Annotated in this window: 18 protein-coding genes and 1 pseudogene; 13 read left to right on the forward strand and 6 right to left on the reverse strand. The window is 72.8% G+C overall.

All coding sequences use genetic code 11. The features are described 5' to 3' along the window. Positions 1–156 precede the first annotated feature (156 nt). The 3 genes from CW362_RS25010 to CW362_RS25020 all read right to left on the reverse strand — a co-directional run bounded on the left by CW362_RS25010 (position 157) and on the right by CW362_RS25020 (position 8433). Positions 157–2574, reverse strand: a complete 2418-nt coding sequence (locus CW362_RS25010; RefSeq protein WP_103551777.1) for a SpoIIE family protein phosphatase — start codon at positions 2572–2574, stop codon at positions 157–159. A gap of 342 nt (positions 2575–2916) precedes the next feature. After that, positions 2917–7194: a HAMP domain-containing protein gene (locus CW362_RS25015; protein WP_103551778.1), complete on the reverse strand. Its 4278-nt coding sequence runs from the start codon at positions 7192–7194 to the stop codon at positions 2917–2919. Positions 7195–7551: 357 nt separating this feature from the next. Beyond that, positions 7552–8433: an RNA polymerase sigma factor SigF gene (locus CW362_RS25020; protein WP_103551794.1), complete on the reverse strand. Its 882-nt coding sequence runs from the start codon at positions 8431–8433 to the stop codon at positions 7552–7554. Positions 8434–8885: 452 nt separating this feature from the next. Between CW362_RS25020 and CW362_RS25025 the strand changes: the two genes are divergently transcribed. After that, entirely contained in the window at positions 8886–9821 is a 936-nt protein-coding gene (locus CW362_RS25025; RefSeq protein WP_103551779.1) for an anti-sigma factor RsbA family regulatory protein, read from the forward strand. A 113-nt stretch (positions 9822–9934) separates the two neighbouring features. Here CW362_RS25025 and CW362_RS25030 read toward each other — a convergent pair whose 3' ends face one another. Beyond that, positions 9935–10504, reverse strand: coding sequence for a Dps family protein (locus tag CW362_RS25030; protein ID WP_103551780.1), 570 nt, complete (start codon positions 10502–10504; stop codon positions 9935–9937). A 298-nt stretch (positions 10505–10802) separates the two neighbouring features. On the opposite strand from CW362_RS25030, the gene CW362_RS45690 reads away from it, so the two are divergent. From CW362_RS45690 to CW362_RS25085, 12 genes are all read left to right on the forward strand, one after another. Further along, on the forward strand, positions 10803–11150 hold the full coding sequence (locus tag CW362_RS45690; protein WP_103551781.1) for a DUF5133 domain-containing protein: 348 nt from the start codon (positions 10803–10805) through the stop codon (positions 11148–11150). Between the two features lie 416 nt (positions 11151–11566). Further along, on the forward strand, positions 11567–11935 hold the full coding sequence (locus tag CW362_RS25040) for a hypothetical protein (RefSeq protein WP_103551782.1): 369 nt from the start codon (positions 11567–11569) through the stop codon (positions 11933–11935). A gap of 372 nt (positions 11936–12307) precedes the next feature. After that, entirely contained in the window at positions 12308–12484 is a 177-nt protein-coding gene (locus CW362_RS43845; RefSeq protein ID WP_167455638.1) for a hypothetical protein, read from the forward strand. A gap of 185 nt (positions 12485–12669) precedes the next feature. After that, positions 12670–14337 (forward strand): GAF domain-containing SpoIIE family protein phosphatase, encoded by a 1668-nt coding sequence (locus CW362_RS25045; RefSeq protein WP_103551795.1) that lies wholly within the window; start codon positions 12670–12672, stop codon positions 14335–14337. After that, the gene (locus CW362_RS25050) at positions 14334–15443 is read left to right on the forward strand and encodes a cobalamin B12-binding domain-containing protein (RefSeq protein ID WP_103551783.1); all 1110 of its coding nucleotides are present in this window, start codon (positions 14334–14336) and stop codon (positions 15441–15443) included. Before CW362_RS25045 ends, CW362_RS25050 begins: the two co-directional genes overlap by 4 nt. After that, positions 15440–15808: an STAS domain-containing protein gene (locus tag CW362_RS25055; RefSeq protein WP_103551784.1), complete on the forward strand. Its 369-nt coding sequence runs from the start codon at positions 15440–15442 to the stop codon at positions 15806–15808. The genes CW362_RS25050 and CW362_RS25055 overlap by 4 nt, the downstream gene beginning before the upstream one ends. Positions 15809–16022: 214 nt before the next feature. Continuing rightward, positions 16023–16388 carry a PRC-barrel domain-containing protein gene (locus CW362_RS25060; protein ID WP_103551785.1) on the forward strand — a complete coding sequence of 122 codons (366 nt, stop codon included), beginning with the start codon at positions 16023–16025 and terminating at the stop codon, positions 16386–16388. Between the two features lie 100 nt (positions 16389–16488). Then, on the forward strand, positions 16489–16860 hold the full coding sequence (locus CW362_RS25065; RefSeq protein ID WP_103551786.1) for an STAS domain-containing protein: 372 nt from the start codon (positions 16489–16491) through the stop codon (positions 16858–16860). Between the two features lie 14 nt (positions 16861–16874). After that, entirely contained in the window at positions 16875–17396 is a 522-nt protein-coding gene (locus tag CW362_RS25070; RefSeq protein ID WP_103551796.1) for an ATP-binding protein, read from the forward strand. Positions 17397–17695: 299 nt separating this feature from the next. After that, positions 17696–18619 (forward strand): YihY/virulence factor BrkB family protein, encoded by a 924-nt coding sequence (locus CW362_RS25075; protein ID WP_103551787.1) that lies wholly within the window; start codon positions 17696–17698, stop codon positions 18617–18619. Positions 18620–18695: 76 nt separating this feature from the next. Next, positions 18696–18974, forward strand: coding sequence for a GlsB/YeaQ/YmgE family stress response membrane protein (locus tag CW362_RS25080; protein WP_103551788.1), 279 nt, complete (start codon positions 18696–18698; stop codon positions 18972–18974). Between the two features lie 374 nt (positions 18975–19348). Continuing rightward, complete coding sequence (locus CW362_RS25085; RefSeq protein WP_103551789.1) at positions 19349–20557, forward strand: cysteine desulfurase-like protein; 1209 nt, start codon at positions 19349–19351, stop codon at positions 20555–20557. Between the two features lie 30 nt (positions 20558–20587). Here the strand turns inward: CW362_RS25085 and CW362_RS25090 are convergent, their stop codons facing one another. Both CW362_RS25090 and CW362_RS25095 read right to left on the reverse strand, forming a co-directional pair. After that, on the reverse strand, positions 20588–21664 hold the full coding sequence (locus tag CW362_RS25090) for a MerR family transcriptional regulator (protein WP_103551790.1): 1077 nt from the start codon (positions 21662–21664) through the stop codon (positions 20588–20590). Positions 21665–21886: 222 nt separating this feature from the next. After that, positions 21887–22527, reverse strand: a pseudogene (locus CW362_RS25095) (regulator); the annotation flags it as partial.

Raw genomic sequence — 22527 nt, forward strand, 5'->3', positions numbered from 1 at the left:
AAAACCGGCCGGAAACCCGTGTGCATGCATCCGGAGAAGCGGGGCAGCAGCATCCTGAGACAGCTCGGGAAGCTACCCCCCTGGCGAAGCCCGAGCTGCAAGGCCCCGCAGGCAGTCACTCCCCCCGGCTGCCGGCGGGGCCGCATTCGTACGGCCCTACTCCACCCGGATGCCGACGATGCAGGTGTCGTCGTCGGTGTCGGACCTGCTGTACGTCAGGAGCCGGTCGAGCTGGTGGTCCAGGGTCCCGGACGTCGTACGGGCCGCGCTCAGCAACTGGCGCAGCGACACCTCCACCGAGCGGTCCCGCCGTTCGATCAGACCGTCCGTGTACATCAACAGCGTGTCGTGGACCTCCAGCTGCACCTCGTCCTCCTCGAACGTCGCCTCGGGGACGGCACCGAGCAGGATGCCCTTGATGAGCGGCAGCGGGCCCGCGTCCGCGTCCCGGACCAGGACGGGCGGCAGATGTCCGGCCCTGGCCCAGCGCAGAACGCGCCGGCGCGGATCGTAGATCCCGCAGACCGCGGTGGCGGTGACCCCGCCCGTCAGATGGTGCGCCACGATGTTGAGCCAGGACAGCAGCTGCCCCGGCCCCGCGCCCGTCACGGCGAGTCCGCGCAGCGCGTTGCGCAGCACCACCATGCTGGTCGCCGCCTCTATCCCGTGACCGGCCACGTCGCCGACGCACAGCAGGACCAGGCCGGAGGACAGCACGACGGCGTCGTACCAGTCGCCCCCGACGAGCTGCTCGGTCTCCGCCGGCCGGTAGCGCACCGCCACGTCGAGGCCCGGGGCCCTGAGCGGCGTCCGGTCCGGCGGCATGATCGCGTGCTGCAACTGGAGGGTCAGCCGGTTGCGCTCGTGCGCCTGCTGTTCGGTGTGCGCCAGCTGGTCGCGGGTGACGGCCAACGCCACCTCGGTCCAGTGCTGCGCCGAGATGTCCTGGTAGGCCCCGCGGACCGCGAACAGCCGGTCGTCGGCGTCGAGCACCGGCTCGGCCACCACGCGGATGTGCCGGGTCACACCGTCGGGACGCTGCAGCCGGAACGCCGCCGAGGCCGGCCGGCGGTGGTGCAGCACGGTCCGCAGGAAGCGGCCGATGGCGACGGCGTCGTCGGGATGGGCGTGCGCGGCCAGCTCCTCCAGCGGAACCGGGGTCCCGGCGGGGGAGCGGCCGTACAGATCGAAGAGCGTCTCGTTCCAGACGGTCTCGCCGGTCAGCAGGTTCTCCTCGAAGCCGCCGATCCTGCCGAGCCGCTGGGCGTGCTGGAGCAGACTCGCCAGCCGTGCCGTCTCGTCCTCTATGCGCCAGATGAGCAGCACGCACCCGCCGTGCCGGCTGACGTTGATGTCCGCCACGGCCGACAGCGGCACCTGGTCGACCAGCGCCGTCAGATCCATGCGCCGCGCCCGGAACGGCTCCCCGGTGGCGTAGACCCGCTCGACGCACTGGAAGAGACCGCTCTCCCCGGCGGCCAGCGGGTAGGCCTCGAGCAGCAGCGCTCCGTGGACGGTGCCGCGCGGCCGGCCGGCCGGATCGAGGAAGCGCCCGTTCACGTGGTGGATGCGGAAGTCGGCGAGCCGTCCCCGGCCGTCGAGCTGGGGCACCAGGACCAGGGCGGGATCGTGCAGTCCGTCCACCAGGTCGGTCAGTTCGCGGACATCGGCCGTCCCCCGCACGTCGTGGCAGTCGTTCGGCAGCGTGTGGGTCTCCAGGGTGTGCGAGCACAGTTCGGCCAGTGCCTCGACCTGACGGACCACCTGGGGCGGCTGCGGCCCGAGGGCGGACGGCCAGGCGATCTCCAGGACGCCGTGGATCCGGCCACCGGAGCCGGCCGGTACCGCGACCCGCCCGCCGTCGGGGTGCTCCGCGTGCCCGATGGACGGCAGGCCGGTGTCGGCCAGCGAGTCCGCCCACCGCGCCGTACGGTCGGTGAGCGCGCGGCGTGCCATCGTCGCCACACCCGGGGGAACGTAACGCCAGCGGTGGGCCTCCGCCGCCGAGAACCCGGCGCTGCCCGCCAGGGAGAGCGAACCGTCGGCGTCCGCGGCCCAGATGGCCACCGCGACCGCCCCGAGCGGGGTCAGCGCGTGCTGGAGCAGGGAGTCGGCCACCGCCTGGGTGTCGCCGGCCGCCAGGGCCCCGCTCTCGGCCGCGCGCAGCCGCACCGCGGGGACGTCGTCCTTCGAGGGGTGCTCGGCCGTGGCGGAGAGGAAGGTGCTGGTCACCTCCGAGAGCCGGTCGTGCGCCGCCTGGTTGATGATCTCGACCGCGAGCTGGAGCTGCGGCACCTTGGCCTGTTCGGCCAGCTCGGTGAGCTGGCGGGCGGCCTGGGCCGGTCCGCAGCCCAGCCGCTCGACCAGGATGCCCTTGGCCAGCTCGATCAGGGCCCGCCCGTCGGCCTCCAGCTGGGCGGCCCGCACCTCGCGGCGCAGCCGTTCGACGGTGGCCGCGAGACGGCCCACCGGGGACGTCCGGGCCACGTCCGGGAGGTCGCCGGTCCGCCCGGCGTCCGCGGTGCCCTCCGGGGAATCGGGGGCGTTCGCGCCGGTTTCCTCAGGACTGCTCATCGTGCGGCCGCTCCTAGGGCGTGTTCCGAAAGTCCCGTCCGGCTCGCGACGCCAGGCACGGCTCCCCCGAGCCCTTCGAGCAGGGGGTACCCCCACGCCGCGTCGCCGGGATCACCCGAGTACGGCCCGGTACGCGGGCGACCCTCCGCCTCGCGATGCGCCCCCACGGCCCGAAAGGGGTGGGAGGTGCCCCCGGCACCGGACGCCGCGAGCCCCGCCCTCCGGGCGGACGACGCTGCTTTCGAGACACGCCCCGGGCGGGGATCCGGGGCGGGACGGGGGAGGGGCGGCAGTGGCGGGTGTCCCGCCGTACCGCCGCGGCGGAGGGTGCCGGGCGTCATGTCACTCCCCGAGCCAGCGCCGGACACAGGCGATGAGGTCCTCGGTGTCGACCGGCTTGGTGACATGGTCGCTCGCGCCCGACAGCAGGCTCTTCTCCCGGTCGCCGGGCATGGCCTTCGCCGTCACCGCGATGATCGGCAGGTCGGCGTACTGAGGCATCCTGCGGATCTCGGCGGTCGCGGCGTACCCGTCCATCTCGGGCATCATCACGTCCATCAGGATCAGCGCGACCTCGGGCCGGCTCAGCAGTGTCTCGATGCCCTTCCTGCCGTTCTCGGCGTGCAGTACCTGGAACCCGTGCAGTTCCAGGATCCCGCTGAGCGCGAAGAGGTTGCGGGCGTCGTCGTCGACGACGAGCACCGTACGGCCCTGGAAGGCGCTGTCGACCGGCCGCGCGGGCCGGTTCCTGGCCTCCTCGGCGCGGACCAGCGGCACCACGTCGCCCGGCTGCTCCGCGGACAGGTGCAGCGCGATCCGCTCGCGCAGCTCGTCCAGACTCGAGAGGAACTCCAGCGACCGGGCGCCCGAGCGGGACTGGAGAGCCTGTTCCTGCGCGAGGTCGACGCGGCTGCCGTTGTGGACGAGGACGGGCACGCTCGCCAGGGCCGAGTCGCCCTCCACCGCTTCGAGGAAGCGGGCCGTCTCGCCCTCCGGCATGCCCAGTTCGAGCACGACGCAGTGCCACGGCTCCGCGGCCAGGGCACCGGCCGCCTCCTGCGCCCCGACGACGGTGACGACATCGACGCTCTCCCGTGCGTCGCCCTCGTCGCGGCTGCGCGCCACGTCCCCGACCGCGCTCTCGGCCACCAGCGTCAGCAGGCCCCGCGGCCGTTCCTCGACGACCAGGAGGCGACGGCGCCGCCGGCGGTCCGGGACGACCGAACCGGGCACGGTGTGCCGGGGTTCGGTGCGCTCCGCGGAGTCCTTGTCCGGTGCCGGCTCGGGCGCCCGGCCGCCGGCCAGCAGCTCCTCGAACTCGGGCCGCGCCACCGGGAGGAAGAGCGTGAACGTACTGCCCTGTCCGGGGGTGCTGTCGACGGTGACCGCCCCGCCGAGCAGGTGGGCGATCTCCCGGGTGATGGACAGGCCGAGACCGGTGCCGCCGTACTTGCGGCTCGTGGTGCCGTCGGCCTGCTGGAAGGCGCCGAAGATCGTCTCCAGCTGCTGTTCGGGGATGCCGATACCGGTGTCCTTGACCCGGAAGGCGACGATCGTGCCGCCCCGCGGCACGCCCGCGGGGATCTCCTGGTCGGCCGCCGGCTCGATCCGCAGCTCGACCCGGCCCCGCTCGGTGAACTTGACCGCGTTCGACAGCAGGTTGCGCAGCACCTGCCGCAGCCGGGAGTCGTCGGTGAGCAGGTCCGCCGGAGCCCCGGGAGCGGTGCTGACCGTGAACTCCAGGCTCTTCTGCGAGGTCATGGGGCGGAAGGTGGCCTCGACGTACTCGAGCAGCTGGCGCAGCGGGACGCGTTCGGGGGTCACGTCCATCTTGCCGGCCTCGACCTTGGACAGGTCGAGGATGTCGTTGATCAGCTGGAGCAGGTCGGAGCCCGCGGAGTGGATGATGCCCGCGTACTCGACCTGCTTCGGCGTGAGGTTGCGCGAGGGGTTCTGCGCCAGCAACTGGGCCAGGATGAGCAGGCTGTTGAGCGGGGTCCGCAGCTCGTGGCTCATGTTGGCGAGGAACTCGGACTTGTACTTGGAGGCCAGCGACAACTGCTGCGCCCGCGCCTCGAGTTCCTGCCGGGCCTGTTCGATCTGGAGGTTCTTCGCCTCGATGTCGCGGTTCTGGGTCGCGAGCAGGGAGGCCTTGTCCTCCAGCTCGGCGTTGGAGCGCTGGAGTTCGTCCTGCTGGACCTGCAACTCCTCCGAGCGGGCCTGGAGTTCGGCGGTCAGCCGCTGCGACTCGCCCAGCAGCTCGTCGGTGCGGGCGTTGGCCACGATGGTGCTGACGTTGACGCCGATGGTCTCCATCAGCTGTTCCAGGAACGTCATGTGACCCTGCTTGAAGCGCGTCACCGAGGCGAGTTCGATGACGCCGAGCACCTGCTCCTCGACCACGATGGGCAGGACCACGAGCGCGGTCGGCGCCGTCTCGCCGAGGCCCGAGGAGATGGTGACGTAGCCCGGCGGCACCTCGTCCACGGTGATCGCCCGCCTGCTGCGCGCCGCCTGGCCGACGAGCGAGCGGCCGAGCGGGATGCGGGTGGGGCGCCCGTCCTCGTCGGGATAGCCGTACGACCCGACCAGCCTGAGCTCCGTCCCCCTCTCGGTCTCCTCGGCGAGGTAGAAGGCGCCGTACTGCGCGGCGACCAGCGGGGTGAGCTCGTCCATGATGAGGTCGGCCACCACGTCCAGGTCGCGGTATCCCTGCATCAGGCCGGAGATGCGGGCCAGGTTGGTCTTGAGCCAGTCCTGCTCCTGGTTGGCGCGCGTGGTCTCCCGCAGCGACTCCACCATGGAGTTGATGTTGTCCTTCAGATCGGCGACCTCGCCCGAGGCCTCCACGGTGATGGACCGGGTCAGGTCGCCCTCGGCCACGGCGCCGGTGACCTCGGCGATCGCGCGGACCTGGCGCGTGAGGTTGCCGGCCAGTTCGTTCACGTTCTCGGTCAGCCGCTTCCAGGTGCCCGAGACGCCCTCCACCTCGGCCTGGCCGCCGAGCCGGCCCTCGCTGCCGACCTCGCGGGCCACGCGGGTGACCTCGGCGGCGAAGGCGGAGAGCTGGTCGACCATCGTGTTGATGGTCGTCTTGAGCTCCAGGATCTCGCCCCGGGCGTCGACGTCGATCTTCTTCGACAGGTCGCCCTTGGCCACCGCCGTCGTCACCAGGGCGATGTTGCGCACCTGCCCGGTGAGGTTGTTGGCCATCGAGTTGACGTTGTCGGTGAGGTCCTTCCAGGTGCCGGCCACGTTGGGCACGTGCGCCTGGCCGCCGAGGCGCCCCTCGGTGCCGACCTCGCGGGCGACGCGGGTGACCTCGTCGGCGAACGCGGACAGCGTGTCGACCATCGTGTTGATGACGTCGGCCAGCGCCGCGACCTCGCCCTTCGCCTCGACGGTGATCTTCTGCGAGAGGTCGCCGCGGGCCACGGCGGTCGCCACCTGGGCGATGGAGCGGACCTGGCCGGTCAGGTTCGACGCCATGACGTTGACGTTGTCGGTGAGGTCCTTCCAGGTGCCCGAGACGCCCCGGACGGTGGCCTGTCCGCCCAGGTTGCCCGCCGTGCCGACCTCGCGGGCGACGCGGGTGACCTCGTCGGCGAACGCCGAGAGCTGCTCGACCATCGTGTTGATGGTCTCCTTGAGCTCCAGGATCTCGCCCCGGGCGTCCACGGTGATCTTCTGCGACAGGTCGCCCTTGGCCACCGCGGTGGCCACCTGGGCGATCGAGCGGACCTGGGCGGTGAGGTTGCCGGCCATGAAGTTCACCGAGTCGGTGAGGTCGCGCCAGGTGCCCTTGACGCCCTTCACGTCGGCCTGGCCGCCGAGGCGTCCGTCGGTGCCGACCTCGCGGGCGACGCGGGTGACCTCGTCGGCGAACGCGGAGAGCTGGTCGACCATCGTGTTGATGGTGTTCTTCAGCTCGAGGATCTCGCCCCGGGCGTCCACGGTGATCTTCTGGGAGAGGTCGCCCTGGGCCACCGCGGTGGTGACCTGGGCCACGTTACGGACCTGGGCGGTGAGGTTGCCGGCCATGAAGTTCACCGAGTCGGTGAGGTCGCGCCACACGCCGCCGACACCGGGAACCTGCGCCTGGCCGCCGAGGCGTCCGTCGGTGCCGACCTCGCGGGCGACGCGGGTGACCTCGTCGGCGAACGCGGACAGCTGGTCGACCATCGTGTTGACGGTCTCCTTCAGCTGGAGGATCTCACCGCGGGCGGGCACGTCGATCTTCTGCGAGAGATCGCCCTTGGCGACCGCCGTGGCCACCTGCGCGATGTCGCGGACCTGGGTGGTGAGGTTTCCGGCCATGGCGTTGACGGAGTCGGTGAGGTCGGCCCAGGTGCCCGAGACCCCCGGCACCTCCGCCTGCCCGCCGAGCGTCCCCTCCGTGCCCACCTCGCGGGCCACCCGGGTCACTTCCGAGGTGAACACCGACAACTGGTCGACCATGCCGTTGAACACGGTGGCGATGTCACCCAGCAGGCCACCGGCCTCGTCCGGGAGCCGGGTGCCGAAGTCGCCGTCGCGCACGGCGGTGAGGCCGGCCAGCAGTTGCCGCAGCTCCTGCTCACCCGGCGTCCGTTCGGACGTCCCGCTCGCTGCCCTGGTCATGGCCACCCTCGTTCCGCTCCCCTGGAGTCCCGTGGCACGGGACTCGGAACCGCACCGGGCCCACGGACGCCCCCGGTCCGTCCATGGGATTCCCGCAGATCACAGGTCTTCCGTCAAGAAAATACGCCGCAGGCTAACCCAGACGACGGGGGCGGAACAAAGCGTGGGAAGGAATTCCCCGGGGACCGAAAAATATCGCCGGTGACAGGAATGACCTGGAGAGAAATGGATACACAGGACCCTCTCGCTCCGGGTCGCCGGAGCCGGGTGTGCGAAATCCCGTCGGCCCGCCCCGGAGCGGAGTCCGGGGCGGGCCGACGGGATCGTCGTGAGGGCCCTGAGGCGCGCGCGGGGGCGTCAGGCGACCGCGGGGTCGAGGAGCCCGGCGCGCAGCCGCTTGATGATGCGCGTGATCAGCCGGGAGACGTGCATCTGCGAGATGCCGAGCTCCTCGCCGATCTGCGCCTGGGTGCGCTCCTCGACGAAGCGCAGGTGGATGATCCGGCGCTGGCGCTCGTCGAGTTCGGCGATCAGGGGGGCCAGGGAGTTGAAGTCCTCGACCAGTTCCAGCGAGGGGTCCTCCTCGCCGATGAAGTCCGCGAGGACCGCTTCGCCGTCCGCGCCGCCGTCGGCCGTGAGAGCGGCGTCGAGGGACGAGGAGTTGTAGCCGTTCGACGCCTTGCGGGCCTCGATGACCTCTTCCTCGGACAGGCACATCAGCTCGGACAGCTCACGGGTCGTCGGCGTGCGGCCGAGACGGGTGCGCAGTTCCTCCGTCGCCTTGGCGAGCTCGACACGCGCCTCCTGGAGGCGGCGGGGCACGTGGACGGCCCAGGAGGTGTCGCGGAAGAACCGCTTGATCTCACCCACGATGTACGGGACGGCGAAGGAGGTGAACTCGACCTCGCGGGACAGCTCGAAACGGTCGATGGCCTTGATGAGCCCGATCGTGCCGACCTGGACGATGTCCTCCATCTCGCCCTGGCTGCGGCTGCGGAAGCGCGCGGCGGCGTAACGGACGAGGGAGAGGTTCATCTCGATGAGGGTGTTGCGCGCGTACTGGTGCTCGGGCGTGCCCTCCTCCAGGACGGCGAGCCGGTCGAAGAACTGGCGGGACAGCTCACGCGCGTCCTTCGGACTGATCTTCAGCGGCTGGTCGATCTGCGGGAGAAGGGTGTCCTCCGCGGCCGCCGCCCGGTGCGCCGTGTCCGTCGTCCTCACTGCCGTCACGGCTGCCATGCCGCCCACCCCACATCGTCCTAAGGAATTGATGACAGGGCCCGTCTGCCCCGCATCACACCGCCCATGCCACCCGGTCGCCGGAATTCCGCGGAACGCGTACGTGCCGCCTCCTTCTGACCCGGGGTCAAAGGACGCTTCCCTCCTGGGACACCGTTCGGATGCGGGGTGACGGCGCCGGTGCGCGGACCGGGCGGACGACGGCCCCGTACCGGCCGCCGACGGCCGTACCGGTAACCCGGGGCGGATCACGGCCCGGTGCGGCCGACGCGACGGCCCGGGCACCGCCGGGTGCCTGCTCCGCCGTCATGACGAGGACGTAAAATGAGTCACGGGGGTGAGTCCGTGGGGATCGATCGGCGAGTCGGCCGGGCGCAGACGCGCTCGCTCCCGGCGTACCCCGGCACGGGACCGCTCGCCGGACGCCGGTCACCGGGCGCGGGGGCCGCGGCATGACGACGACGGCACTGCGCGAGGATCCCTTCGTCCACCCCGCGCTCGTCTACCGCGACGACCACGAGTACGTGGAAGGGACGACACGTTTCGTCTCCGAAGGCGTAGCCGCGGGGGAGCCGGTGGCGGTGGCCGTCCCCGCCCCGCGGCTGGAACTCGTCCGGGACGCGCTGGGACCGCTCGGCGCCGGCGTCCGCTGGATCGACATGGCGCGGGCCGGCCGGAACCCGGGCCGGATCATCCCCTCCGTGCTGCGGGCGTTCGCCGACGCCCATGAGGGCGCCCGCGTACGGATCATCGGCGAACCCGTCTGGCACGGCCGTACGGCGGTGGAGTACCCGGCCTGCGTCCAGCACGAAGCCCTGATCAACAGGGCGTTCGCGGGAAGGGACGTGACGATCCTGTGCCCGTACGACGGGCGTGCCCTCTCCCACGACGTGATCGCCGACGCCCATGCCACGCACCCCGTCGTGATCAGCGCCGGCCGGCGGAACGCCAGCATGTTCTACGACCCGGACGCGGTACTGGCGCGCTTCAACCAAGCGCTGCACCACCCCCCGGGAGCGGCCACGATCGGCTTCGACGCCGAACTCCTGCCCGTCGCCCGCGACTTCGCCCTGGCCGAGGCCCGGGAGCGGGGGATGACAGGGGTCCGGTTGCAGGACCTGAACCTCGTCGTCGCGGAGCTGACGACCAACAGCGTGGTGCACGGGGGCGGTTCGGGAACCCTGAGGATCTGGGCCGAGGGCGAGCAGATCGTGTGCGAGGTGCGGGACGAGGGGCGGCTGAGCGACCCGCTGGCCGGCCGGTATCCCGTGCGCCCCGATCAGATCGGCGGGCGGGGCCTGTTCCTCGTGCACTTCCTCTCGGACCTCGTCCGGACGCACACCGGGGACTCCGGAACGACGGTGCGCAGCTACATCGCCCGCGCCTGACCGGTTCGGCGGCCGTGTCGGCCGGCCGATCCGCCCACCGGCACGGCGGTGCGGGGCCCGGACCCGCCTTCGGGTCCGGGCCCCGCACCGGTGCGTGACGCCGTCCTCCTCCGCTACTGTCCGGCGCCCCGCCGGGCCGACCGCGCCGCCTCGCGTTCCGTGCGGGCCCCGGCCTGGGACAGGGACCCGCCCGAACTCTCCAGGTGCGCCCGGACGAACCACTGGAACTGCTCGAGCGCGCGCAGTTGTTCGATGAGGAGGTCCTCGGTCACCGGATCGATCTTGCCGACCTCGGCCACGGCCGCCCGGTGCGCCTCCACGATCCCCGTGTAGACGAGGTCGAGGGCGCCGAGGTGGGCGATGGCGTCGGCCCGGCCGACGCTGTAGTCGTCCCAGTCCCGTTCGGCGACGAGAGCGCCCGGCGTGCCGTGCGGGACCCCGCCGAGGGCGGAGATCCGTTCGGCGGTGTCGTCCGCCATGGCGCGTACGCGGTCCACCTGGGGGTCGAGCATTTCGTGCACGGCGATGAAATGCGGGCCCACCACGTTCCAGTGGATGTGCTTCAGCGTGAGCGACAGGTCGTTGAGGGCGTGCAGCCGCGTGCTCAGCACCTCGATGATCCGGCCGCCGTCGTGCGTGCTGATGCCGGGGACCGTGTAGTGCGGTGTCGTGGAAGCCGCCATGTTCCTCTCCTTCGTGCAGTTCTCGGGCGTGTTCCCGGGTGCGGATGCCCGTGGCGTGACCACCGGCGGTACCGCCGGTGTCGGTTTCCGGTGCCTCCAGGTGCCCCGGTTCCCCTGGGTCACACCTTTCGCCGGGGCGCGGGTCCGTGCCGTGCGACGGCGGAGGACGACGGACAGGGGGGACGGATTTCGTCATGGGGGCGGCGTTGGGCCAAATAGGTTGTCCGGTGCTGTTGTTGCGAATGAACCGTCGCGAACCCGGGCACACGGACGAAAACTCGAGAGAGGAGCCCTCGCCGTGCTCGTGCCCGACCCGAAGGTTGTCCGGAGGCTGCTGACGCGTTACGCGGCCCTGAAGATCGCGTACGCCGAGAAGGAGACCCTGGAGACCGCCCGCGGCCTGGAGGACGTCACGTACACGCTCTGCGTGATGACGGGAACGACCACCGTGCACGACGCCGTCGTCGCGGCGGACGCCCTGCTCGCGGCCGGAGAGAGGCGGCGGGACGTGCGGCAGGCCGGACTGCTGGGGAGCGGGACGACGCCGGCGGTCCCGTCGAAGGGGATGCGCGCGGCCGCCCCGCCGCACACCGAGGTGCGGACGCTGCACGGCCGGGCTCTCGACGCATCCGGTCCTCTCCGCTGAGCGCCGTGCGCGTACGTCCAGGGGGTGCCGCCCGGCCGGGCGGCACCCCCTGGACGTACGGCGGTCGGAACGGCCGGATCCGGGCCGCCGTCATGACGGGGCTCCCGGTGGTGAACAGACCGGTGGGGAAGGGGTGTCGGCCGTCGCCTTCCCCTTTCGGCGAACCGCGGGCCGCCGGGGCGCACGGCGACGGAACCCCGTCCCGACGACGGCGGCGTTCCGACGGCGAGGGTTCGACGACGGTGCGTTCCTGTCCTTCGAACGGCTGAACTACCTAGTCGGCTCGCGCTCGTTCTCCTGTCTGTGAGCATCGTCGAGGCGGAGATGAGGAATCGATGAGCCGACACAGCAAAGGCCGCAGGCACCGCAAGGTGAACATGACGCCCCGTCCGGTCGGACCGAGGAGATCGCCGCGCATGGTGCGGGAGCAGGTGGGCGCGAGTGTGGCCGACCAGCGGGCGGCGCGGGCCGAACCTCCCGTCCCCGGGCGGGACACGAGCGGGGAAAGGGCCGAGGCCGTGTCCAGGACGGTGAGCGGGAGCGGTCTGAGCCGTCATGCCGTGCGCACGTGGGAGAGGCTGGCGGAAGCGGGTTCCGAGGGGGTCGAGGTCGATGAACTCACCGAGGCCGTGGGCTTCCGGCGCTCCACCGTGCTCGGGCACCTGAAGGGCCTGGCCGGACTCGGACTGGCCGAGGACCACGAGAGCGTGTGGCGGGCGACCGGCCCGGTGGAGGGCGCGGCCCCTCGTGAGGACGCGGGCGCTTCGGCCGGGAGCGTTTCCTAGGGCGGCGGCCCGCGGCGGCGCTCGCCGGGCGACCCGCCCGGGGCGAGCGTCGCCCGCCCCTCCCGCGGGCCGGGGCCCCGGTCGGATCGCGCGGGGCAACTACTGCCCCGCGCGATCCGGAGGCGCGCCCCAGGCCCGTCGGCCGCTCCGGGCGCGGGATTCCCGGGCCGCTTCGCGCGGGCGGGGCCGCCGACGGCACGGGTGGCCGTGGGGAAGTCCCGCGGTGCACGCCCGTGCGTGTCGAACGTCACGCACCCCCTTCGCCGGGCGGCGGATCCGGCGGATCCACCGCCCGGCATGGTGTCGGACAGCCTTCTCCGGGCATCCGGACTCCGTCACTTCGACGACCGGACCGTCCATGAAGGAGTCCCCATGCTCGGCATCGCCGCCGCCGTACTGCTGTTCATCGCGTTCCTGATCAACGCCGGTGAGGTTTCGACCAATCACGTCTTCACGTCCACCAACGTCATGCTCATAGGGCTCGCCCTGCTGGCCCTTCACCTCTCGGGCGTCGGCGGGGGCTGGACGACGCGCAGCCGCCGCCGTTGACGGACGGGGACGGGGCTCTCCGGCGGCGAAGGCGGCCGCGGCGGCGCCCCGTCGGCCGGAACCGTCCTTTTCGTATGACTTCGCCTGGGTGACTTGCCGTGACGCGGTCCTCCGAGAGAAGGTTGTCGGACGGAAACAATCTGTCGTCCGGAAAGGTGGTGGGCTCGCGGAGCGGGCCCTTGCTCGTGGACACTTCCCAGCAACCTCCCACCGGCCCGCGTGGCGCAGGCACGGGCGCCACGTGGGGCTTCGCCCCCTACCCCGTGGTGGTCGCCGACCCCTCCGGAGGCGTGGTCGGGACGAACGACGCCGCGACCGCACTCTTCCCGGGCGCGACCGCCGGCGCATGGCTGCAGGACGTGGTCCCCGCGTGGATCGCCGACGCCCACGCACGACTGCGGAGCACCGTGCCCGGACCCCGGAACCCCGGCTCCGGCGTGCTCGTGCACGGCCCGGTCGGCGACCGGACCTTCGAAGCGCACCCCACCCGCACGGACGACGGCGACGTCATGTGGTGGCTGGTCGACGACACCGACCGGCGCCTGGCGGAGGACGCCCTCAAGGCCGAACGGGAACGCGCCGCCTTCCTGGCCGGCGCGTCCAGCGCGCTGCTGTCGTCACTGAACGTCGAACGGTGCATGGAGGTGACGGCGGGGCTGGCCGCCGAGCATCTCGCCGACGCCGCCGTGATCGTCGCCCCTCCGCGGGGGAGGAAGGTCCAGCTGACGTTCTGCGGACCCGACGGCGTCGTGGTGCACCGGACGGTGCACGACGACGTACGGCAGCTCCCGGGGCTCGGCGAGGCCCTGCGCGGGTTCCCGCCCGTGCCGTCCCGCTGGATCGACCCGGCCGCCGTTCCCGGATGGGCCGTTCCGGAGGGATTCACGGAACCGGTCGGCTCGGCGGTCGTGACACCGCTGCCCGGCCACGGCGTGCCGGCGGGCGCCTTGATCCTGCTCCGGTCGAGCGGGCACGCCGCCTTCACGGAGAGCGAGGAGATCTTCGCCAGGCTCTTCGCCTCACGCGCCGGAGCGGCCGTGTCGGCGGCCCGCATGTACGCCGAACAGGCCTCGATCACGACGACGCTGATGCGTGAGCTGCTGCCGCCGCGGTTGCACGCGGTGCACGGGGTCGAGTTCGCGGGACGTTACCGTCCCGCGGGCCGGACCGAACGCGTCGGGGGCGACTTCTACGACGTCCACCCCGCCGCGGACGAGGAACAGGAATCCCTCGTCGTCCTCGGGGACGTCTGCGGCAAGGGGCTCGAGGCCGCCGTGCTGACCGGCAAGATCCGCAACACCGTGCAGGCGCTGCTGCCGCTCGCCGACGACCACCAGCGGCTGCTGGGACTGCTCAACGGCGCGTTGATGAACTCCCACCACACCCGCTTCGCCACCCTCGCCATGGCCTCCGTCGTACGCCGCGCGGGCATCGTCCGGCTGCGGGTCACCAGCGCGGGGCATCCCCCTCCGCTGATCGTGCGGGCCGACGGCGAGGTCGAGCAGGTCAGGACACGCGGGACACTCATCGGCGCGTTCTGGGACGTCAGCTCCACCACGGTCCGGGTCGAACTGGCGCCGGGCGAGACATGCCTCTTCTTCACGGACGGCATCACCGAGGCCAGGGGAGGACCGCTGGGCGACGAGTTCTTCGGCGTCCAGCGGCTGGAGACCGCGCTCTCGCAGTGCGCGGGCATGCCGGCCGAGGCCGTGGTGGAGCACGTCCAGATGCTCGCCGCGCAGTGGGTCGGACGCGGCGGCCACGACGACATGGCGACCGTCGCCGTCACCGCGCCCCACCACGCGCATCTGAGTGCGGTGAACGGCCACACTCGGGGCAGGTACACAGGATGACCCCACCTCCCCGCCCGCACCCCGACGCCGTGCCGCTCGGTCCCGCCCGCGAACACCTGTGGTCGGCGGTGCGCCAGGGCGACGAGCGCCGCGCCGCGGCCGTCGTCCTCGACGCGCTGGAATCGTCGGGCGACGCCGAGACCGTCCTGCTCGACCTGATCGCCCCGGTACAGGAGAGGGTCGGCACGGAGTGGGCGGCGAACCGGCTCACCGTGGCGCAGGAGCACACCGCCACCGCCATCCACGAGCGGGTCATGGCCGTCCTCGCCCACCAGCCCGGCCTCCGCGACGAGACCCCGAGCGGCCCTCGTGTCACGGTGGCCTGCGTCGACGGCGAGTGGCACGCGCTGCCGGCCAGGCTCCTCGCGGAGGTGCTGCGGCTGCGCGGATGGCGGGTGGACTTCCTCGGCGCGCACGTGCCCACCCCCCACCTCATCGCGCACCTGCACCAGACGGGACCGCGGGCGGTGGCGCTCTCCTCCTCGATCCCCACCCATCTGCCCACCGCCCACACGGCCATAACGGCGTGTCAGGCGGCGGGCGTGCCCGTCATCGCGGGCGGCGCCGCCTTCGGCCCCGGCGGCCGTTACGCCCGTTCTCTGGGGGCCGACGGATGGGCTCCCGACGCCAGGGGCGCGGCGGCCGTCCTGGAGCGGGGCCTCGACCGCCCCGGTCCCCGGGGCGTCCACCAGACCGTGGACGACCTGCCGCACCTGGCCGACCAGGAGTACACGATCGTCGCCGAGACGACCCACCAGCTCGTCAAGCAGACACTGGCGGACCTGGAGGACCGGTTCGAGCCGCTGCGCGGTTACACCGAACGGCAGCGGCGGCACACCGCCGAGGACCTCGCGCACATCGTGGAGTACCTGGCCACGTCCCTGTACGTCGCCGACGAGGAGCTGTTCACGCGGTTCATCCTCTGGACCGCCGACATCCTGACCGCCCGCCGCGTCCCCGCACGGAGCCTCGACCCCGCCCTGGACCTGCTGGCCCTGCAACTCAAGGACTTCCCACGCGCCTGCCGCACGCTGGCCCACGCGCGGGAGGCGCTCGGAGACCGAACGCCGCTGCCCAAGACCCCCGGCCCCGGAAAGCCCGCATGACCACTTCGCATCCCCCCGCCTTCACGCTGACCGTCGACGTCCAGCCCACCGCACTCGTGATCCGCGTCGGCGGAGATCTCGACCACGAGACGTGCGACGAGCTGATGAGGGCGGTCGACCAGAACCTCCCCGGAGCAGGGCTCCTCGAACTGCGCGTGGACTTCGCCGGTCTCGAGGGCGTCGACTCCATGGGCCTGTCCACCCTGCTGATGATCCGGCGCCGTACCGACGCCGCGGGCGTGCGCCTGCACCTCGACCGGCGGCCCCGCGTCCTGGACCGGCTGCTGGAGATCACGGGAACCCTGGAGCACCTCACCGCACCCCGCGACGGGCACGGCGGGGAGCGGAGTCCCGGAGCCGGCTGACACGGCGTACGGCCCGGTCACGTACGCGGGCGACCGGAGCCGGACTCGTGGATCCGCCCGCCGGATTCCGTCGAATGACCGCCGGACAGCGGGGTATTGGCAGCCCTGTGAGACGGCGCGGAGGCGGATCCCCGCCGTCGGGCCCCGCGCCTGCCGCGTCCCCGTCACGGGCGAGCCGTCGGCCGAGCGCATCCGCGAGCTGACGGAGGATGACATGACGATCGACAGGATCTGGTCGTACGCACCGGAGTTCGACCACTCCGAAGCGCACGAACTGGCCGGCTACAGCGTCGAGGCGACCGACGGGACCATAGGACACGTCGACCGGCAGGCCGACGATTCCGGGATGCGGCACCTGGTCGTCGACACCGGCGTCTGGGTGTTCGGCAAGAGCGTCCTGGTGCCCGTGGGTGTCGTCGCCGGCATCGACACGGAGTCCCGGAAGATCACCGTCGCGTGCACCCGCGAGGAGATCAAGTCGGCGCCCGTGTTCAGGACCGACCGCGAGACCTCGGACCCGGCGTACCTGTCCAGCGTCGGGTCGTACTATCGAGGCCTTCCGCCGAGGCAGCCCGCATGAGCCGCGGTGGGGTGGCCCGCGGCGGTGCGTACGCGGCCGTCGGCCGCCGTACCCCGACAACCAGGCTCCCCCGTGGGAGCGCACGAGAAAGAGTGTTCACATGTCCGACGAGTGGGGAGCCACCGTGACGTACGGGGCGGCCCGCAACGCCCTCGTCGTGCGCGTGGGCGGTGACATCGACCACGAGAGCGCGTTCCGGCTGGAACAGGCCCTGAGCCTGACGCGACGGACGGGTCCGGAACGAACGGTGGTCGATCTGTCGGGGACCGACTTCGCGGACTCGTCGATCCTGCACGTCCTCCTCGAGGCACAGCGCGCCCACCGGGCCCGCGGCACGTTCATGGTGGTCTGCGGGCCCTTCAGCGACACCGTGCGGAGGCTGTTCGACGTGACGGGGACCGAAGGCTTCTTCGTCCTGGCGGACAGCGTCGGGGCAGCGCTGGACCTCCCTGACCCGGCGACCGGGCGATGAACCCGGCCGACCGCATGCCGGCAGCCGGCCGGAGTGCGGAAACGGGTGGCCCGGCGGACCCCCGTCCCGGGGGCACCGGGACGCAGAGCCAGGAGGGCGCGCCCCGAGGGGACTTCGGCGCGCCGTCCGTCCGCCCGACGGCTGCGGGCGGCGCGATCACGAGCGCCGCGACCGCGCGCGACCACGTCCGGACGCTGCTGAGCGAGCACGGCCGGACGGGCGGGGAGAACCCGGACGCGGTCATCGACGTGCTGCTGGTGGTCTCGGAGCTGGTCACCAACGCGATCCGGCACGGTGGCGGTCTCGCCGGGTTCGACGCGACGCTCACCGACGGGGGCGTACGGCTCGCCGTGCGCGACAACAGCGACGTCGTCCCCGTCCAGGCCTACGGCACCGGTGAGATCCCGCGGACGGACCGGGCGCACCGGACGAACGGATACGGGTGGCCCTTGATCATCCGCATCTCCGACGCCGTCACCGTCGAACCGTGCCCCGGGGGCGGAAAGACGATCCGCGTGTTCGTCCCTCTGACCTGAACGGGCCCCGCGTTCCTCCGCGTCGCGCACGGGTCCCGCGCGGGACCGGCCGGGCGTCCGCCACGTCCCGCCGGCCGCGACACCTCCCGGACCGGCAGGCGTAAGGGAAAACGCGCGTGGAAGAAGAGCCTCGACCGACTCCGCCGGACACGGGGTCCCGAACGCCGGCCGGACCGGCGCGGAGAGGTGAGGGATGAACAGACGCATCGCCGGAAGGCTCCGGAAGGCACGGGACGTCGCCGCTCCCTGCCGGAGCCGCGCCCGGACACGGACCGGCGGCAGTTCCCACCGGACCGCGCATGTCCGCTGAACCAGGGCCGAACGGCGTCGTCGAGGCGGTCCACCCGGCGCGGCTCCGCCGGTACGGGCCGAGACCGCCCGCCTTCTGGTGGCCGGCGCTGCGCCGCACCCCGGTCTCGATGTGGAACGACGACGTGTCCGACTGGGCGGCCGCGCTGACGTACTACGCGATCCTGGCCGTCCTGCCCGCCCTGCTGGTCATGGTCATCGCCTTCGGCCTGATCGGTCCGGACACCGCCGAGCAGTTCATCGCGCACGTCACGGCGTACGCGCCCGCGCAGTCGGGGGCGGAACTGCACCGGGCGCTGGGGGAGATGCTGCGGCAGCGGTCCGCCGCCTGGACGCTGCTGGTCACCGGTGCGGCGAGCGCGCTGTGGTCCGCGTCGAGCTACCTCGCGGTGTTCCGCCGGGCCCTGCACAGCATGCACGGCGTGGCGGACCACCGTTCGGCCTGGCGCACCGCGCACCGGCTGGTGCTGACCGCGCTGGCGCTGCTCGGCCTGCTCGTCGTGAGCGCGCTCGTCCTGCTGCTGACCGGCCCCGTGGCCGAGGCCGCCGGCCGTGTCCTCGGCGTGGACGGCCCGGTCGCCCTGGCCTGGAACCTGCTCCGCTGGCCCCTGCTGATGTGCCTGGTGGCCCTGTTGGTCCTCGTCGTGTTCCACACCGGGCCGCCGCCCGCCCGCCGGCGTCGGCACAGCCTGCCCGGCGGCGTCCTGGCATCCGTCCTCTGGCTGGCCGTCTCGGCCGGATTCGCCCTCTACGCCTCCGTCCTCGGCGCCTACAGCAGGCTCTACGGCTCCCTCGCCGGCCTCGTCGTCTTTCTCGTGTGGCTGTGGCTGTCCAACCTCGCGCTGCTGGCGGGTGCTCAGTTCACGGCCGAACTGGACAGGGCCGCGGCGGCGACGCACCGGGTGACGGTCTGAGGTTCGCAGGTTTGTTCCGGCCAGGACGGCGCACACGGACTGAGGAAGCCACATCTGTACGGACGATGGAGGAACTGTGGGCATCATCGCTTGGATCCTGATCGGGTTGCTTGCCGGCGCCATCGCCAAGCTGCTCCTGCCGGGCAAGGACCCGGGCGGGATCATCGTCACCATGCTGATCGGCATCGCGGGAGGCCTGCTGGGCGGCTGGCTGGGCAAGGTCATCTTCGGCGTCGACTCGATCGACGGGTTCTTCGACCTGTCGACCTGGATCGCCGCCGTCGTGGGATCGCTGATCCTCCTGATCCTGTACCGGGCGCTGACGGGCAACAGCCGGTCGCACCGCCACGCGTGAGGGGCCTGGCCCCTTCGGTGTGACCCGACTCGCGGCCGGGGGCCGGCACCGGAGTTACCGGTGCCGGCCCCCGGCCGCGAGTCGTGACGGGCGGGCCGGAGCGAATCCGGCGCACATTTCGGAGTGTGTCCCCCGGTCCTGGGTACTGGTGGGCCAAGCCGCGGGTTCAGAGCAGCAGTCCCGCGGGCCAGCACTCCTACGGCGTCCCGGGACGCCAGGGGGTGCGCCCGGGGCGCGTGCCGCCTTCCCACCGCGACGGGCCTCCTGCCATGATCACCGCAGAAGCGCGGGCCCGCCCGGTCACCGGCTCCTGCCCGCCGGACCCCGTTCCGGGCCGACCGGCACGGCCGCGACGCCGCGACCGAGGAGCCCGAGTGACGTACGACGTCGGCGCACTGCGCGCCCAGATCCCCGCCCTGCTGTCCGGTGTCGCGCACTTCGACGGGCCGGGCGGCACACAGACCCCGGCCCCGGTGGCCGCGGCGATCGCGGAGGCGCTCACCGGGCCGCTGTCGATCCGGGGGCGCCTGACCCCGGGAGAGGTGAACGCCGAGAACCTCGTCCAGGGCTTCCGGCGGGCCGTGGCCGACCTGGTGGGCGGTCATCCGTCCGGGGTCGTCTTCGGCCGCAGCGCCACCCAGCTCACGTACGACCTCGCCCGGGCGCTCGCGAAGGACTGGGCTCCCGGTGACGAGGTCGTCGTCAGCCGGCTCGACCACGACGCGAACATCCGGCCCTGGCTCCAGGCGGCCGAACAGGCCGGTGCCCGCGTGCGCCGGGCGGACTTCGACCCCGGGACGGGTGAACTCCCGCCCTCGGCGGTGGGCGGCCTGCTGACGGAACGCACCCGGCTGGTCGCGGTCACCGCCGCCTCGAACCTGATCGGGACCGTGCCCGACGTCGCCGGGATCGCGCGCCTGGTCCACCGGCACCCGCGGGCGCTGCTCCACGTGGACGGGGTGCACTACGCGGCACACGCCTTCGTGGATCTCGAGCGGCTCGGCGCCGACTTCTTCGTGTGCTCGCCCTACAAGTTCCTCGGTCCGCACCACGGTGTCCTGACCGCCTCCCCGCGGCTGCTGGAGCGATTGCGTCCGGACAAGCTGCTGCCGTCCACCGACGCGGTTCCCGAACGGTTCGAACTGGGCACGCTGCCCTATGAGTTGCTTGCCGGAACCATCGCCGCGATCGATGTCCTCGCCGGGCTCGCGGGCGACACGACGGGCGGGCGGAGGGACCGTCTGCGTACGGCTTTCGCGGCGATCGAGCGGCACGAGGGGGCGTTGCGCGAACGGTTGGAAGCGGGCCTGGCCGAACTGCCCGGCGTCACGCTCCGCTCCCGGGCGGCCGAGCGCACGCCCACCCTGCTGCTCACGTTCGACGGCCGGGAGGCGGCCGACGCCTCCGTGTTCCTGGCGGACCGCGGTGTGCACGCGCCCGCCGGATCGTTCTACGCGCTGGAGGCGTCCCGGCACCTCGGCCTCGGGGACACCGGTGGCCTGCGCGTCGGTCTCTCGCCCTACAACGACGAGGACGACGTCGACCGGCTGCTGGAGGGACTGGCGGCTTTCCTGCGGTCGTAGCGCAGGGGCGGCGAGCGCGGTGCCGCCGGATCAGCAGGGCACCGGCGGCACCGCGCCGGCCGCCCGGTCGTCCGGGCCGGTGATCAGACGGAGCGCCTCGGCGAGGTCGCGCGGGCGGAGGAGCCCCGGTCCGGGCCGTGCGTCCCAGCCCGGACCGCTCAGCAGGACCCGGCTCCGGGTCCGTGCTCCCCGTACTCCCCAGCGCGTCGCGGCGACGTGCAGGGCGAGCGGGAGGTTCGCCGTGGACCACGTCTGGGACCACAGGACCACCGCCGGGGGACCGACGCGCCGTACCGCCGCCACGAGCGCCTCGGGCGGAACGGCGGAACCGAGCATCAGCACGGGCACGCGCCGTTCCGCCAGTGCCGCGTTGAGCGCCTCCAGGGACAGGGTGTGCTGCTCGCCCGGGACGCAGGCCAGCAGCACGGGTGACGTCCCGGTGGGCGCTTCGTGCCCCGCAGCGGACACGTAGACGTGCAGCAGGGCGGCGGAGACGTGCCAGGACATGAGGTGCTCGACCTCGACGTGACGGTCTCCCGAGGTCTCCCACCTGCGGCCCACCGCCCGCAGGGCGGGCACCATCACCTCCTCCCAGGCCTCGGTCAGTCCGCGGGTCCGGACCGCCGTCGCCAGCCGCTCCCGGACGGCGAGGGCGTCCAGCCGGACGGCGGCCCGTACGAGGCCCCGGTACTCGTGGGCCGCGTCCGTCGGCGACGGCCCGGTGCCCGACGGGGCACCCTGGCCGGGGTCCGTCGGCGGAGCCCCCTCCGGGACCCGGACGCCGGTCCGCGTACGCGCGGTGGTCCGTGTCCCGGAGGCGAGGGCCGGTGAAGCCGTGACACGGCGGCGGGCCGCCTCCTTCGCGGCGCGGGCCGCCTCGGCGGGCGGCAGGCCGGCGGCGGTCAGCCGGCACATCTCCTGGAGCATGGCCACGTCGTCGGGGGACCAGCGGCGGTGGTGGCCGTCCGCCCGGACCGCGGGCCCCAGACCGTACCGCCGGTCCCAGGAACGCAGCGTCGTCGGCGACACCCCGAGCCGGCGCGCCAGGAAGCCGGTGGTGACTCCCACACCCGTGGTCCCCGTCTCCTCGTCGGCGCTCAGCTCCATGGTGCCGCTCCGGGGAGAGCGGTGGACGACGCTCCGTGGGAAGGCGTGTCCCACCCGCGGGCGGCAGGGACCGGTGCAGGGCGGCAGCGGAGCATGACGGACCTCACCTCGATTTCCGGGCCGTCGGGCACCCGGCCGGTCCGCCGGGCTCATCCCCTGCTTCGGCGGGCGGCGGCCTCCCGGATGCAGCGCACCAGATGCAGCGCACCGGCCCGGCGCGCCTCAGGAGCTCCCGCGAGGACCGTCGAGCAGGCGGTGCAGGACCGTCTCGGGGTCGCTGAGGGCCGAGCGCCGCAGGGCGCGTTCGTAGCCGTCGTCGCCGAGGAGGGAGCGGGCCGTGTCCTCGTAGCGTTCGCGCACCGGACCCAGCTCGGGCGTGCCGCGCTGGGGATGGCCCACGGCGCTCCAGTACGTCTCCCCGGCGCCGTACGCGGCGACCGCCCGTTCGCCCGCGCCCTGCGTGGCCAGGGCGGAGGCCAGCAGGTCCAGACCGAGCGCGATGCCGAAACTGTCGCCGATGCGCCGCTTGCCGTCCAGCATCGACAGGGCGTGGGCGGTGGCGTCCTCCGCGCGGTCCTCGAAGAGGGCGACGAGCGCCAGCTGGTAGTCGGTGTACGAGCGCGTCCACCACTCGCCGCGGGCGACGCAGCCCCCTCGCAGCTCCTCCGCCTCCCGGCGCGCCTCGTCCAGCAGGCCCTCCCCGGTCAGGGCGAACACCCGGACCAGACGGCACAGGACGTGCCCCGCGGAGGCGAAGGCCGTGCCGCCGGCTCCCCGCAGAGCGGTCTCGACCTCGCTCCGGGCAGCCGCGGGCCGCCCCCGCAGCAGCTGCGTCAGGCCCAGGAGGTAGGCGGCGCGCAGGG

The sequence above is a fragment of the Streptomyces populi genome (genome assembly GCF_002911015.1).
In the GTDB taxonomy this organism is placed as follows: domain Bacteria; phylum Actinomycetota; class Actinomycetes; order Streptomycetales; family Streptomycetaceae; genus Streptomyces; species Streptomyces populi.

Excerpts from the sequence above, each read along its gene's own strand:
- CW362_RS25010 (WP_103551777.1), bottom strand. The coding sequence starts at position 2,574 with ATGAGCAGTCCTGAGGAAACCGGCGCGAACGCCCCCGATTCCCCGGAG.
- CW362_RS25015 (WP_103551778.1), bottom strand. The coding sequence starts at position 7,194 with ATGACCAGGGCAGCGAGCGGGACGTCCGAACGGACGCCGGGTGAGCAG.
- CW362_RS25020 (WP_103551794.1), bottom strand. The coding sequence starts at position 8,433 with ATGGCAGCCGTGACGGCAGTGAGGACGACGGACACGGCGCACCGGGCG.
- CW362_RS25025 (WP_103551779.1), top strand. The coding sequence starts at position 8,886 with ATGACGACGACGGCACTGCGCGAGGATCCCTTCGTCCACCCCGCGCTC.
- CW362_RS25030 (WP_103551780.1), bottom strand. The coding sequence starts at position 10,504 with ATGGCGGCTTCCACGACACCGCACTACACGGTCCCCGGCATCAGCACG.
- CW362_RS25040 (WP_103551782.1), top strand. The coding sequence starts at position 11,567 with ATGGTGCGGGAGCAGGTGGGCGCGAGTGTGGCCGACCAGCGGGCGGCG.
- CW362_RS43845 (WP_167455638.1), top strand. The coding sequence starts at position 12,308 with ATGCTCGGCATCGCCGCCGCCGTACTGCTGTTCATCGCGTTCCTGATC.
- CW362_RS25050 (WP_103551783.1), top strand. The coding sequence starts at position 14,334 with ATGACCCCACCTCCCCGCCCGCACCCCGACGCCGTGCCGCTCGGTCCC.
- CW362_RS25055 (WP_103551784.1), top strand. The coding sequence starts at position 15,440 with ATGACCACTTCGCATCCCCCCGCCTTCACGCTGACCGTCGACGTCCAG.
- CW362_RS25060 (WP_103551785.1), top strand. The coding sequence starts at position 16,023 with ATGACGATCGACAGGATCTGGTCGTACGCACCGGAGTTCGACCACTCC.
- CW362_RS25065 (WP_103551786.1), top strand. The coding sequence starts at position 16,489 with ATGTCCGACGAGTGGGGAGCCACCGTGACGTACGGGGCGGCCCGCAAC.
- CW362_RS25070 (WP_103551796.1), top strand. The coding sequence starts at position 16,875 with ATGCCGGCAGCCGGCCGGAGTGCGGAAACGGGTGGCCCGGCGGACCCC.
- CW362_RS25075 (WP_103551787.1), top strand. The coding sequence starts at position 17,696 with ATGTCCGCTGAACCAGGGCCGAACGGCGTCGTCGAGGCGGTCCACCCG.
- CW362_RS25090 (WP_103551790.1), bottom strand. The coding sequence starts at position 21,664 with ATGGAGCTGAGCGCCGACGAGGAGACGGGGACCACGGGTGTGGGAGTC.